Source organism: Acinetobacter sp. 70_2 (assembly GCF_056736115.1).
In genome coordinates, this window is the sequence record NZ_JBWZIP010000015.1 from 1,697,190 (window position 1) to 1,710,799 (window position 13,610).

14 protein-coding genes and 1 riboswitch are annotated in these 13,610 nt (G+C 39.6%); of the genes, 4 read left to right on the top strand and 10 right to left on the bottom strand.

Annotated elements, in window-relative coordinates:
* Nucleotides 1-51: 51 nt before the first annotated feature.
* The 6 genes from AC1PJ9_RS17050 to AC1PJ9_RS17075 form a co-directional block, all read right to left on the bottom strand.
* Nucleotides 52-1,074: an ABC transporter substrate-binding protein gene (locus tag AC1PJ9_RS17050; protein ID WP_311087908.1), complete on the bottom strand. Its 1,023-nt coding sequence runs from the start codon at nucleotides 1,072-1,074 to the stop codon at nucleotides 52-54.
* Nucleotides 1,071-2,882, bottom strand: a complete 1,812-nt coding sequence (atzF, locus tag AC1PJ9_RS17055; RefSeq protein ID WP_311087909.1) for an allophanate hydrolase — start codon at nucleotides 2,880-2,882, stop codon at nucleotides 1,071-1,073. The genes AC1PJ9_RS17050 and atzF overlap by 4 nt, the downstream gene beginning before the upstream one ends.
* 12 nt (nucleotides 2,883-2,894) lie before the next feature.
* Complete coding sequence (locus AC1PJ9_RS17060; RefSeq protein ID WP_001118705.1) at nucleotides 2,895-3,329, bottom strand: CopG family ribbon-helix-helix protein; 435 nt, start codon at nucleotides 3,327-3,329, stop codon at nucleotides 2,895-2,897.
* 4 nt (nucleotides 3,330-3,333) lie between these two features.
* A complete protein-coding gene (locus tag AC1PJ9_RS17065; protein WP_001000625.1) occupies nucleotides 3,334-3,459 on the bottom strand; it encodes a hypothetical protein in 126 nt (41 codons plus the stop codon).
* A 171-nt stretch (nucleotides 3,460-3,630) separates the two neighbouring features.
* Entirely contained in the window at nucleotides 3,631-4,170 is a 540-nt protein-coding gene (locus tag AC1PJ9_RS17070; protein ID WP_311087910.1) for a hypothetical protein, read from the bottom strand.
* Between the two features lie 86 nt (nucleotides 4,171-4,256).
* Nucleotides 4,257-4,610, bottom strand: coding sequence for a winged helix-turn-helix transcriptional regulator (locus AC1PJ9_RS17075; RefSeq protein ID WP_000024061.1), 354 nt, complete (start codon nucleotides 4,608-4,610; stop codon nucleotides 4,257-4,259).
* A gap of 92 nt (nucleotides 4,611-4,702) precedes the next feature.
* On the opposite strand from AC1PJ9_RS17075, the gene AC1PJ9_RS17080 reads away from it, so the two are divergent.
* On the top strand, nucleotides 4,703-5,239 hold the full coding sequence (locus AC1PJ9_RS17080; protein WP_311087911.1) for an NAD(P)H-dependent oxidoreductase: 537 nt from the start codon (nucleotides 4,703-4,705) through the stop codon (nucleotides 5,237-5,239).
* A gap of 40 nt (nucleotides 5,240-5,279) precedes the next feature.
* On the opposite strand, the gene uca is transcribed toward AC1PJ9_RS17080, so the two are convergent.
* Genes uca through AC1PJ9_RS17095 form a run of 3 tightly spaced genes read right to left on the bottom strand, consistent with a single transcriptional unit; the run spans nucleotide 5,280 to nucleotide 10,297 of the window.
* Nucleotides 5,280-8,885, bottom strand: coding sequence for an urea carboxylase (gene uca / locus AC1PJ9_RS17085; RefSeq protein WP_311087912.1), 3,606 nt, complete (start codon nucleotides 8,883-8,885; stop codon nucleotides 5,280-5,282).
* A 2-nt stretch (nucleotides 8,886-8,887) separates the two neighbouring features.
* Nucleotides 8,888-9,541 carry an urea amidolyase associated protein UAAP2 gene (locus AC1PJ9_RS17090; RefSeq protein WP_039255520.1) on the bottom strand — a complete coding sequence of 218 codons (654 nt, stop codon included), beginning with the start codon at nucleotides 9,539-9,541 and terminating at the stop codon, nucleotides 8,888-8,890.
* 15 nt (nucleotides 9,542-9,556) lie between these two features.
* Nucleotides 9,557-10,297: an urea amidolyase associated protein UAAP1 gene (locus tag AC1PJ9_RS17095; RefSeq protein WP_311087913.1), complete on the bottom strand. Its 741-nt coding sequence runs from the start codon at nucleotides 10,295-10,297 to the stop codon at nucleotides 9,557-9,559.
* A 28-nt stretch (nucleotides 10,298-10,325) separates the two neighbouring features.
* A riboswitch (guanidine-I (ykkC/yxkD leader) is annotated at nucleotides 10,326-10,421 on the bottom strand.
* 225 nt (nucleotides 10,422-10,646) lie between these two features.
* Here AC1PJ9_RS17095 and AC1PJ9_RS17100 point away from each other — a divergent pair.
* Nucleotides 10,647-11,078 carry an SRPBCC family protein gene (locus AC1PJ9_RS17100; protein WP_077164194.1) on the top strand — a complete coding sequence of 144 codons (432 nt, stop codon included), beginning with the start codon at nucleotides 10,647-10,649 and terminating at the stop codon, nucleotides 11,076-11,078.
* 52 nt (nucleotides 11,079-11,130) lie between these two features.
* Here AC1PJ9_RS17100 and AC1PJ9_RS17105 read toward each other — a convergent pair whose 3' ends face one another.
* Nucleotides 11,131-11,685 carry a TetR/AcrR family transcriptional regulator gene (locus AC1PJ9_RS17105; protein ID WP_311087914.1) on the bottom strand — a complete coding sequence of 185 codons (555 nt, stop codon included), beginning with the start codon at nucleotides 11,683-11,685 and terminating at the stop codon, nucleotides 11,131-11,133.
* Nucleotides 11,686-12,447: 762 nt separating this feature from the next.
* Here AC1PJ9_RS17105 and AC1PJ9_RS17110 point away from each other — a divergent pair.
* Together AC1PJ9_RS17110 and AC1PJ9_RS17115 are read left to right on the top strand one after the other, a co-directional pair.
* Nucleotides 12,448-12,690, top strand: coding sequence for a hypothetical protein (locus AC1PJ9_RS17110; protein ID WP_238973404.1), 243 nt, complete (start codon nucleotides 12,448-12,450; stop codon nucleotides 12,688-12,690).
* Nucleotides 12,691-13,268: 578 nt separating this feature from the next.
* Nucleotides 13,269-13,571, top strand: coding sequence for a helix-turn-helix domain-containing protein (locus tag AC1PJ9_RS17115; RefSeq protein WP_000214749.1), 303 nt, complete (start codon nucleotides 13,269-13,271; stop codon nucleotides 13,569-13,571).
* Nucleotides 13,572-13,610: the final 39 nt, after the last annotated feature.

The following is a 13,610-nucleotide window of genomic DNA, read 5'->3' on the forward strand; positions in this document are numbered from 1 at the left end:
TCAGACATAAAAAAGCCCAAGTTCATCTTGGGCTTTTTTTATTTATGGGGTTTATTTAAGTTGTTCGATGAGTGTTGGATAAATCAGCCCATCTACATTTTGTTCAGTTTTATAAATACCGTTTTCGACGTTAAATTTATTGACGTGATAGCTAGAGCCATAAATCGAGTCAAAGCCTTGAGATTTAGTAAATACTTTTTTATTGGCATTGATATCTAATAAATGCGTACCGCTAACCATCAACTCATATTGTTTTGGGTCAACCCCTGAACGATTTGCCATAATTTTAACCGCATCGGCATGAGTTGCAGGGTCATTAATATATTTAACTGTTTTATCCCACACCTGAATGACTTTTTTCCATTCCTCTTGATGAGCTGTTAAATGGCCCATGTTGACTGTTAATGTGTCGTAAATTAAACCCGGCTTGTCTTTCGAAGTATAAATAATTTTAGAGCCTGCCACTGCTTTTAATGCCTGACCTGCAACAGGTTGCCAAACAGCAATCACGGAAATATCTGGGCTATTAAATACTTGAGGTAATTGGTTCGTCGCTGAATTTACCAACTTCACGTCATCAGCTTTAATGTTATGGTCGATTAAAGCTGTCGCTAGTAAAAGATGATCAACCAAACCTTTTTCGACGCCGATCGATTTTCCTTTTAAGTCTTGAATGGTGTTAATGCCCTCTTTTGCAATAATGACATCATTGCCCGCAGAATAATCTGTTGCCATGATCATCATGCCTTGCGTACCGCCAGAAGCAGTTACCAAGTTATCGCCATTGGTGACCAACACAGCATCGAGCTGATTTGCCGAAAAGGCCGAAAGAGAAGCCGAATAATCAAACCACTTAAACTCTACATTTAGCCCTGCTTCTTTTAACCAGCCTTTTTCAATAGCCACTTGCCAAGCCACCCAGCCCGGCCAATCACTATATCCAATGGTAATTGGTTTTGTATTTGTAGATGCCTGAGCGTCTTGTTTAGCCTCGGGCACTTTAGCGGTATTGTCACACCCACCCAATACAACTGCCGATAAAATAGATATGGATAACAACGCTTTTTTAATCATATAGAAACTTCCCCAACATTTTTACTAACAACACTTTGAGCGGTTTGATTGAGTGACTGTACGTAAGCTCGCCAGCCTCCAAAATGGCTAATATCGGTTGCATCTTGAATGGCATACGCTTCACAAATGAAGCCTTTGACCCATGTTCCATCTTTTAATTTCAAGTTCCCAATGCCAAGAGGTGCAGGTACTTCAGCCATAATGGCTCCAAAATTTGCTAATGGAACATCCCACACTTCAACTTCAATTGAAGTACCTGCTGCATCGCATTGCAGCCCCGGCTTTGGTGGCGTGGTATTTTTTAAGGCAAAGAGTTTATAAGTCTCTGCGGTCTGGGTTTTCTTAAGCAAAGTTGCATTGCGGCTAGTCAGCTGAAAATTAAGTGGCATGCCTGTTAAGTGTGCTCCCACAACAGCAAGCTGCACTGAATGATTCGACTGGATGTTTATACTTTTTTGATAATGTTGAGTTGATTTACCTAAACTCAGCGATGTTTCGGTTTGCCAAAGCTGCGCAAAATTAGCGAGTGCCTGATCGTGCCAAGCTGGTGCAATGAAGGTTACCCCACTTGGTAGACCATCTTCACGGAGCACATTAGGTAAAGCTAAAGCCGAAAGATCGGCAAAATTGACAAAGTTGGTATAGGCCCCCATGTGCGCATTTTTAGTCAATGGGTCGGCTTCAACTTCGGCAATGGTATAAATGGTTGGCGCTGTCGGAACCATCAAGGCATCAAAAGGCTGTAATGCCAAATTAATTTTTCGAGCCAGAACGGCGCGGCTATATTCAGCTTGAAGTGCATCTGTTGCCTTGAATTTATCTGCCTGCGCAATAATTTGAGCAATAACTGGATGAGCCTTTTCACGTGTTGTCATGCGTTCAACGGCGGCTGTTCTTTCCGCTACCCAAGCATCGTTATACAGTGCAGCAGCAAGCTCATTAAACGCACTGAAATCAATACTCTCAACGTCATAGCCTAGTTTTTTTACACGCTCGACTGCAACTAAAAAGGCTTTTTCAGATTCAAGATCACCATAAAATTTAAGCTGAGCTGGAATAGCAATTTTTTGTTTAGAAAATTGAGTCGGTACATTGGCTGGATGTGCTCGTGAATATTCATCTATTTCATCGTAACCCTGCATTAAACTGGCAACGGTCCAAGCATCATCAATATGTAGCGCAAAAATAGAAATGACATCAATGGTCCGACATGCAGGAATTAAACCTGTGGTAGAAAACCAGCCCTTTGTCGGCTTAAGGCCCACAATATTGTTATGGCCCGCAGGAACACGCCCTGACCCCGCCGTATCTGTACCCAAACTAAAAGGTACAATACCGTTGGCAACCACCACTGACGAACCCGAGCTTGAACCACCACTAATATATTCAGGGTTAAAGCTATTTTTTACTGCACCGTATGGAGATCGAACGCCAACCAGCCCAGTCGCAAACTGATCGAGGTTGGTTTTACCAACCACAATTGCCCCTGCTTTTTTCAGTTTGGCTACTACGGTAGCATCTTGAGTCGCTAAATATTGAATCTCTTTACAGGCAGCAGTGGTGTGAAAACCTGCAACATCAATGTTATCTTTAACTGCAAATGGCACACCGTATAGAGGTAAGTCAGCAACATTCTGGTCTTTTAAAACATTAATTTGTGCCTGAATCTGCTCGTTCGATGCAATTTCAATCCATGCATGGTCATCATTTTTAATTTCTGCAACGTAACTAATCAAATCTTCAAGATAGATTTGTCCATTTTGATATGCTGTTTTCCAGTCTTGGATGGTCCATAAATTTTTCAACACGCTACTCCTCATTTAGTCATTTTGCTGTATAGGCGGCATGACGGCATCCATCAATTCTAGATGTCCTTTGATTACCCCTTTCAGCACAATAAATTGCTGGCTAATTTGTCTAAGCTCAGAACTTGCGCCCTGCATTAACATGACTTGCAATATCTTTTGTTGGTCGAGCTGAATATGAAGTGAACTAATCACCTGCGCTAAAAACTGTTGTTGTAAATCGACCAATTGATTGCGTAAGGTCATTTGGCTAGCGTCATAAAGCAGCGTCAAGGTGCCAACCATGACTTCATTAGCCTGTGCTTGCTCTGCAATCAAGTGTTTATTAATCATGTCGACAATGGCTTGCGAGCGACTTTCATAGTTCTGCTCGACAATTTTTTGATCGAGTGCGTTGAGGGTTGTTTCAGGTACGGTAATACTGATTCGAGCCAACTTTTGTTTTGCCACAGTCTTATCCTTTTGTTTTAGGCGGCTGATTGTTTTGCTTGATATATACGCCTGCACGTACGCTGAGCAATTCGACTAAAAAGGCTTTTAAAGTTGGCTTTGGTTGAACCACAGGTTTTACATCGTTCATATCGCACCTCTAGTTTGGTATTACCAAATTCAGTTTTTGTATTACTGATAAGAGATGCAGAAAATGTGCCAGTTTTTAAGCGTCGTTTTGATGGGCTTGGTAGGAATTTATGAGTGATTTTTGGGCAAAAAAAAGCCCCATGCACAGGGATGGGGCTATCTCTTTTAATCCTTAGTTATGTTTCAATAAATCATTCTGATTAAAAAGGAATCCATCTTTAGGAGCCTCTATCTTTATATTATTTATTAAACTTTTAAAATCATTAATTGCTTTATTTGTATCGTTACCTTCGCCTTCATATGTTACTAAGACAACTCCAGCATTAGTACCTGATGAAGCACTGATAAGAAAACGTTTATCAAAGTTGGTTGTAAAAACATTCGCTTGATAATTCATACCACTACTCAATGGAATATTAATATCCTCATTAACCAATGTTACCCCTTTCATTGTTACTAATCCTTGTTTAGGAATTTGTAGAGAAGCAACCAGATATTGCATACCTTCTTCTATACCTTTGGGATAATATATTGAAATTATAATTGCCTGTTTACTCTCCTGTTTTATTGCAACAAGTTCTCCATTTTGACCTTTACTAATATCCCAGTGATCTTTTAAATTAACTACAATATTTTTATATTTTACTTCTTGAGCATATGTCGAAGTAAGTAAATTAAAAAAAATAAATGATAGTAATAATATTCTCTTCATAATAATTTCCTTTTTTTATTCATGAAGAATAATATTAAATATCACTAAAATAGTCTAATCTATTCAATAATTTAATATTTTTAGTCTTATGACTGATTAATCATCGTATGTGCCCATACCGATAAAGACTCTAGAACAGGTTTAAAAGATTGACCTAATTCAGTCATTTCATACACCACCTTAATCGGTGCTTTTTCACCATAAACGGTTCGAGATATTAAGCCACTTTGCTCTAATTGCTTGAGTTGAAGGCTTAAGGTCATTTCTGTGATCGTTGGCATTAATTGATTGATTTCATTAAAACGTTTTGGCCCATCTTTTAGATAATACAAAATAACGCCTTTCCATTTTCCACCCACCAAATCCATAGCCATACTGATATGACATGGATAAGTTTTTCCATTCATGGTGATTTCACATTTATTTTCAGTATTTGCCATTTTTAACGCCACCTATCAACTTTGATAGTTATTGTACACCCATACTATAAAAATTATAGTGACTATGATTTTTATAGCTACAAGGCATTATTATGGCTTTACTTATTTTGGCCCATCCCTACTACACTCAATCAATTGCAAATAAAACGATAGTGAATGAACTTATAAAAACCTATCCGGACCTTGAAGTCCGAGATATTTTCCAGCTTTATCCGGACTATAAAATTGATGTGAGTGCTGAACAAAAAGCGTTGCTACGCCATGACACCATCATCCTGCAATATCCAATGTTCTGGTTTAATATGCCGGCAATTTTGAAATTATGGTTTGATGAAGTTTTTACTTATCAGTTTGCTTATGGCTCTCAGGGCGATAAATTAAAAGACAAAAAAGTCATTATTAGTATGACGGTCGGCCAAACAGAAGCCAACATGGTGAACGACCAAGAAAACTTAATCGATAGCTTTTTAAAAGCGGTTCAATATTCAATTCAATATACGCAAATGCAGTTAAGCGCCACTTACTTGCTTTATGACGTTTCGCCTTTATCAGGTAACCCAGAGTCAAAAATTAAATTAGAAGCGGTTGAACATGGTCATAAAGTATTAAAGCATTTATCTGAAGCATAAGATTTAAAGAGAGCATCAATATCGATGCTCTCTTTTTAATTTAGGCCACAGGTGCCAATGTAAATAGCACTTGTCCTGTTTTTACGGTTTGCCCTTTTTCAATGGTAATGGTTTCAACCTTCATGCGTTCGGGCGCAATAATTGGAATTTCAATTTTCATTGCCTCAATCACCGCAAGGGTTGCACCTTCTTCAACAATATCTCCCGATGCACATTCGATTTTCCAGATTGACCCCGGCATGTGTGATTCGACTGCACAACCGCCTTCAGGGATAACCACGGTTTCACCTTCATCTACAGCATCTAGGCTTTCAGAGATATATTCTTGTAAACCTGCTTCGTGCCAACGGCGACGTTCAGCCTCGAAATTGGCTTGTTGCATGTCTTTAAAGGCTTGAATGCTGTCTTGATGTGTTTTTAAAAACTCGTTGTATTCTTTTAAATTGAGTACACCGTCTTCAATACGAAGTTGTAGGCGGCCCGCCTTAAAGTCTTCACGCATTTGCAAAAGTTCAGTCTCAGAAACTTCATAAAACTTAACTTGGTCAAAAAAACGTAATAACCACGGTTTGCCATCTTCGAAGTCGGCATTTTTACGGTAACGACTCCACATTTGAGTGGTACGGCCAACAAACTGATAGCCACCCGGTCCTTCCATACCGTACACACACATATACGCACCACCAATACCTACAGCATTTTCAGGTGTCCAAGTTCGCGCAGGGTTATATTTTGTAGTGACTAAACGTTGGCGTGGGTCGAGCGGTGTGGCAACGGGTGCACCTAAATACACATCGCCTAAACCCATCACCAAATAGTTTGCGCTATAGACCACATCTTTAACTGCTTGCTTGGAAGCCAATCCATTAATACGGCGGATAAACTCGACGTTATCTGGGCACCACGGCGCATCTGGACGAACAATTTGTGTGTAGCGCTCGGTGGCAAGTTGAGTCTGCGAATCTTCCCAAGCCAAAGGCAAATAGACAGTCCGTGAAGGCACCTGCATATTTTGAATGTCAGGTAACTCGGCTTCTGCTTGCTGAAGTTTCTGTAAAAGTTCACGTTGATCGAGCTGGATTGAATCAAAATGAATTTGTAGTGAACGGATGCCTGGTGTTAGGTCGATAATGCCCTGAATGTTTTGATCTTTGACCCATTGCATGAGTGCATGAATACGGAAGCGTAAATTTAGATCAAGTACTAACTCACCATATTCCACCAACAAATAGCTATTTCCTGCTGGTCGATAGGTCACGCTTGGTAAATCAGCTTTACCGTCTAAAGTTGCCAAAACGGCATCTTTTAAAGTGTCGGGTTCTGCTTGAATGATTGGGTTGAAATCGATCTGCGTTGTATCGGTCGCGGTTAAGGTTTGATGATATTTTTGATCGAGTGCTTTTGCTTGCGCATAACTCACGGGTACAAATTTGACCTTATCGCCTGCTTTTAGCTGCCCGATTTTCCAAAGCTCGGAATGAATGACTACCGCAGGACAGACAAAGCCGCCTAAGCTCGGACCATCCGGACCCAAAATAATTGGCATATCGCCCGTAAAATCAATTGCCCCAATCGCATAAGCATTGTCGTGAATATTGGATGGATGTAAGCCTGCCTCACCGCCATCTTCACGTGCCCACTGAGGTTTTGGACCAATTAAGCGAATGCCTGTACGGCTTGAGTTATAGTGAATCTCAAACTCATTGGCAAAGAAGGTATCAATATCTTGTTTGGTGAAAAAATCTGGTGCGCCATGTGGCCCATACATGACTGCAATTTCCCAGCTTTGGGTAAAGCTAGGAATTTGTGCTTGAGCTAGAGCTGTAGTCATTTGAGCGGAATATTCAGTAATCGGCAGCATATCACCAATTAATAAATTACGGCCTGCATGCCCACCAAACTGCCCTAAAGTGAAAGTTGCCTGTGACCCTAAATAGTCAGGAACATCGAAACCACCTTTCACGCCTATATAGCTACGGCAACCTGAACGGATAAGTCCGCATTTTAAAATTTGGCCTTTTTTCACATTGATGGTTTGCCACATCGGCACAAGTTCGCCATCAAGTTTTGAAGGCATGTCACCGCCCGTAATCACAATTTGGCTGTCGCAGTGAAACTTTAAAGTTGGCCCTTGCAAGGTACATTCAAGCCCTGCGGTATTTGGCTCATTAGCTAGAAGCTGGTTTGCAACAGTTAAACTGAGTGGGTCAATGGCACCTGATGGCGGCACACCAACATCCCAATAACCTAACCGACCTGTTACGTCTTGAATGGCAGTTTGAATACCAGCCTGCAACACCTCAATTTTTTGAGTTTTCCATTCAAAGGTATTTAAAAATCGAGTGGTTTGAGTACCTAAAGCAAACACATCGCAAGCAATAATATTTTGTAAATATTCCAGATTGGTTTCAATGCCTGCGACTTGCGTGTTGGCAAGACTAGCGCTCATTGCCTGTATGGCTTGGTCCCGTGTTGCAGCAGTCACAATGATTTTGGCAATCATTGGGTCATAAAAAGACGACACCGTTGACCCTGTTTCTACCCATGTTTCGACTCGTGCTTGCGGGTCAAATTTAACATGGGTGAGTAAGCCCGCACTTGGTTGGAACTGTTTAATTGGGTCTTCGGCATAAAGACGTACCTGAATGGAATGTCCAATTGGCTCTAACTTTTCAGTCGGTGCTGACCAGTCACCGCTTGCTAAGGTAACCATCCACTCGACCAAGTCGACACCAAACACTTGCTCGGTCACGCCGTGCTCGACTTGCAAACGGGTGTTCACCTCTAAGAAATAAAACTCTTGGGTTTCGGTGTCCATGACAAACTCAACCGTGCCTGCCGAGCGGTAGTTCACCGACTGCATGAGTTGAATCGCAACTTTTTGAAGGTAGTCGCGTTGTTGCTCATTTAAATGTGGCGCAGGTGTTTCTTCAATCACCTTTTGATTACGGCGTTGCACCGAACAATCACGCTCACCCAACGCTAAAACTTGCCCTTTCCCATCACCAAAAATTTGCACTTCGATATGGCGTGCGTGTTGTACAAATTTTTCTAAATATAAACCTGCATCTTTAAAATTGACCTGAGCTAAATAAGACACGGTTTGATAAGCATCTTTTAACTCGGTTTCATTCCATACCAGACGCATGCCAATACCACCACCGCCCGCGGTACTTTTCAGCATGACTGGATAGCCAATACGGGCTGCTTCAAATAACGCCTCAGCTTCATCGGCAAGTAATGAGCTACCCGGAAGTAAAGGCACATTGCTTTTAATAGCGAGTTCACGTGCGGTATGTTTTAAACCAAAGTCGAGCATTTGGCTTGAAGTAGGCCCAATAAACGCAATACCTTGGCTTTCGCACAAATCACAAAACTCGGCATTTTCAGACAAAAAACCATAACCGGGATGAATGGCTTCTGCTCCCGACTGTTTTGCTACCTCAAGGATTTTTTCAATATTTAAATAACTTTGGTGCGCAGGCGCAGGGCCAATTAGGAAAGCTTCATCGGCTAAAGTCACGTGTAATGAATCACGGTCGGCCTCAGAATAAACTGCAACCGAAGCGATCCCGAGTTTTTTAAGGGTGCGAATGACGCGACATGCGATAGCACCGCGATTAGCAATTAGAACTTTTTTAAACATGCTTATACCCCTTCCGCTTCACGGACAACCAGTTGAATTTTGGTTGGGTTATAGGCATTACATGGGTTATTGAGCTGCGGACAATTGGAAATTAAAACAATTAAATCCATTTCCGCCCGAACTTCGACATATTTACCCGGCGCTGAAATTCCGTCATCAAATTTAAGCTGACCATCTGGTGTTACTGGCACATTCATAAAGAAGTTAATGTTTGGGCCGATATGACGGACATTTAATCCATGCTTTTTTGCAATCGGGTGTTTTGCCAAGGCATACATAAAGTTGTTACGGCAACTATGCATTGGGTAGGTTTCATGTGCATAGCGAACCGTATTACTTTCACATGAACAGGCACCGCCAATAGTGTCATGGCGACCGCAGTTATCATCATGAATAACGGCAATTGGTCGGCCAAAGTTACTATAGAGCTTGGTGCCCTTTTCTAAATAGATTTGTTGGTTGATAGCCAAAGTATCCATTGCACTATAACGCTCAGTCGGGTTTTCGGCACTCATAAACAAAGTATCGACCGCTTGATTTCCCTCAAGGTCAATAATTCGAAAATATTGGCCTTTTTTAACCTCGCACATCCACGCTTCACCCGCAGGACAAACTTCATTTAAAACTGCTTTTTCAAATGATTGTAAAACTGTCATGATGCTTCTCCTGATTTAAATATTGCTAAGCGCGTAGTAGCGGGCTGTGTTTTGAAACGCACGCTGATTTTGCGAACATGCATCACGACAAATATCGCTGTCTGTTAAAGAATTGGCTTTAAATAAACTGAGTTGAATATCGGCTGGTTGATAGCTTTGGCTGGTGTCTAAACCGTGCGGCGTAGCAGATAAAAATAGCAGGCAGTCCATTTCAAAACGCAGTTCAATGCTTTGATTGGTGTTATCAGAACTGACATAAGACAAAGCGCCGTTTTCATCTGGTGCAACTTTTGAAAATAGGTTAACCGTGGCACTCAGGTCTTGGCTGGCAAGTCCGTATTTACACATTTCAATGAGTAAGCTGTCTAAGCCATTTTGGTACATATCATTGCGGGCATCTTGAAATGTGCGATTGCCAAATTGCTTTTCAATTTGTTCAGGTCGGCTTGGGCCACAAAGTGCATCGTTCCAACCATGATCATCATGAACAATGGAAGCCATGACACGGCCAAGGTCTGAGTACAGCACATTGGAAGCTTTTAAATAGGCGGTATGTTGCCCTTTTAAACTGTCGGGCATGTTAAAACGTTCAAGCACATCGGCAGCATTTACACAAAACAAAGAAACATTTGCCTGAGCGCCAAGCGATGTAAATCTAAGAATAGTTCCTTTTTGAATACGACCCGACCAGTGATGTCCTCCGGGTAAAAGTTCGGTCCAAATCGCCTGATTGTTATGATAACTTGCAGTGTTCATAGCTACTCCTGTCGGATAGTTTTAGACTTCCTCCCGGGCTTTTATCCCTCCGTGTAGTTCGCTAGGAACCGTGAACTCTCGGTCCAGTCATACGTAAAGTATCGGAACCCTAGATCACTTTTGATTGTTTATGACTATGCAAAGGACATGCCAGCTTAGTATTACGATTTTGATTAAAAGTAATACTAAACTTGAGCCGTTTAGGTGCGATTTGAGTTCAAAAATAAAAAACTGCACTCAAAATTGTGCATTTAAATGTAACTGAACAAAAATTCCACACTATTAAAAAGCGTGCTAATATCCAAATTCTGACAATTACTCATGTCAAATTTACTTTAGAGGGAACAAGATGTTAAAAACTCAAAAAATCAACATCGTACAAGAATTTGATGCACCTATAGACAAGGTTTTTGCAGCCTTGAGTGAACATGAAAACCTAAGCAAACTTTTTGCTCCTGCTAAAGTCACTCGTATTAGTAATGGCAAGGATGCACGTAACGGTGTTGGCTCTGCCCGCAAGATGTCTATTCCGTTTACACCTTCATTTGTTGAAACAAATTTAGTCTATAAAGAAAATGAACTGATCGAGTACGCGATTACAAGCGGCATTAGCCCAATTAAGGCGCATCGCGGTGTGATGCAATTTACTGACTTGGGAAATAACCGAACTCGTTTGAATTACACCATTAGCTTTAAAGGTCGCGTTCCTTTTATTGGCCCGATTATTAAAGCGGCCTTAGAAAATGGCGTGAGCCGTGGTCTTAAAAAACTTAAGTTTTAACCCATCCTAATAAATAAAAGCCCTATTATGGGCTTTTATTTTTTAAATATTTCTACGAAAGTATTGCTATAAAATATTCGAATTGCTTGTCTCTTTCATCTACATCGGTATGACTGAGCCTTTGAATAATGGTTCCTTCAATTATATGTAAAAGTAGTTTGGCATCGTGAAATGAAGCATCCGTTTTAAGCATTCTTAGCTGACTATAGATTTCATTAGTGAGCCACATTCTATATCTCACTGCAGTTTGATAAGCGTTTGGGTAATTATTTTTAGTTTCAAAAATGGCTTTAAATAACAGGTAATACGGCCCTTCTAAGTCTGTATGTAAGTCATATAGTGTTTTGAGTTTGTCTCTCACATTTGAGTCTTGGTCATATTCAACCGTTGCAATGACTTTGTCTTGAAGCCGTTGTTTTTGCAAAAGTAGACAGATTTCAATAAATCGCGCTTTGGACTGAAAGTAATGATAAAACGTCATTTTTGTAATTTCAGACTCTTTGATAATTCTGTCGACACCAACGAGATGAAAGCCGTGGTGATGAAATAAATCAATTGCTTTATTCACAACTTTTAAAGCACGTGTAGAAAGTACTAAAGGTGACATAGTTGTACCCTTTAAAATAATTTTTTGTTGTATGTAAAAGAGATAGAAATGCCGTCACTCTTAAAATGAGTGCTAAAAACAGGCATGCAAAAGCGGCACAATAAAGGTGTGCTCGCCTATCTCGGGGTTATTGTTGCTATGATTTTTGGGTCGAAACGATTCTTAAGGTGCAGAAAACCTAGAGTCGATTAAACCGATTTATAGACTGTTTAAACGGTATAAATAGAGAGATTTTGGCAAAGGCCAATAAATGAGAAGAAATAGTACGCATGAGCGAACTCCTTTGGCTATAAAAGAAGTTTCACCGCATTACTGCTAAATAATGGTGGCGAAACGAAAGAGGGTTAGCAGACTGGAGCCAAAGAATCCAGCACACCCGAAGGTGTCCCCCTCCCGTTCCGCCGCAGAGGGGGCACGCAGGGATTTCCACAAAAAAGTTAGACTTTTTCGTGTACTTTGGCTGATGGTCTGCTAAAACCAACTGGCAATGTAGGCCAGCCCGCAAAGGATAGTATTCGCTTTTGTTATCGTCAAGCGTAGGAAATGACAATTGTATTAAAGTAGAGCGGTTGGATGATGAGATTAAAATAAGGTTAAAAAAGTTATTCCTTATTAAAATTTATTTTCTAAAAGTTAAATACTTTAACTTTTATATTGATTTTAACTTTTCACCGTAATAATATTCTTCTTAGATAGTTTCGACAAATTACTTATATACAGAGGTGATTGTTTCAAGTTCTGCCCTAGTTTAAGGACATCCAAATGAATGTTGAACAAGAAACAATCCTTCTAGCTGTTAATGATTTGAAGAAAATAGCTGAGGTTTTACGGAAACATAAAGAGTTTCAACTTGCTGAAATAATTGATGAATATATAAAAAATTCATCAGTTTTAGAAAGTCCAAGTAATCAAGATTTTCCTGTTGACTTACATACAGTTGTTAATATGAGTTTTAATCTTTTGAAACTTATGGAAATTTTAGAGAAAATTTTTAATGATTTCTAACAGCGACCTCAGTTCTTCTTGCAATAGAACACGTTATTTTCTGCCCTATAAGTTTTTGGACTTCAAGATAATGGAGGTAAATATCTTGAAAAATAAAATTTTAGTAAAGAGGAGTTAGCGTATGAAGACGTTGAACCAGAACCCTGCAACAGAAATTTCTAACTAATACTCTGAATATAAACAAGAAAATGGAGCAATCATTTTCTTGTTTGAAATAAAAAAACTGACATTTTTTTATTTCAGTTAGTAATTCAGTCGAAAAAGATCGAAATAGAAGGTGATAAGATGGTAATAGTATCAACTGGATTGGAAATTCTTATTCCATACAGCTTAAGAGTAGAGAGAGCTATTAGAACTGCTTTGTCTTCTTTAACTAGATATCTATACATGCCTATAGAACTGAGCCTAGATTTTATACCTCTATTTTTATCCAACTATCCTCAACATACCCAATATTTGATTTGCATGTCAGAACCAAATCAAAGTAGTGCTCAGATGTGGGCTTCCCTAGTTCACTTTAAGTCTCGTTATTAAATATTAAGAATCAATTTTCTTTTTAAATTCTTCAGGTGACATTTATGACAACATATTTTTCAGGTTTCAAAATAAAAGGCTTACGGTTAAAACATAACCTACAAGCTTTAGAAGTAGCTACGGCTTTAGACATCACGCCTACTTACCTTTCTCTAATTGAATCAGGCAAAAAAAAACCATCTTCAAAAGTCTTAAAAAAAGCTGCTCAATTGTTTAATGTTACCTTAGATGACTTTACAGAATCAGAAGAGTTAATAAATGATTTTGAAGAGCTCTCAAAAAAAATTGATATTGCAAATATTATTGCCGTACTAGAAATGACCCAGAAAATGAAAGACCAGAAGTAGTCTTATTATTTTTTAATATACTGAGCTATAAAAATTCCT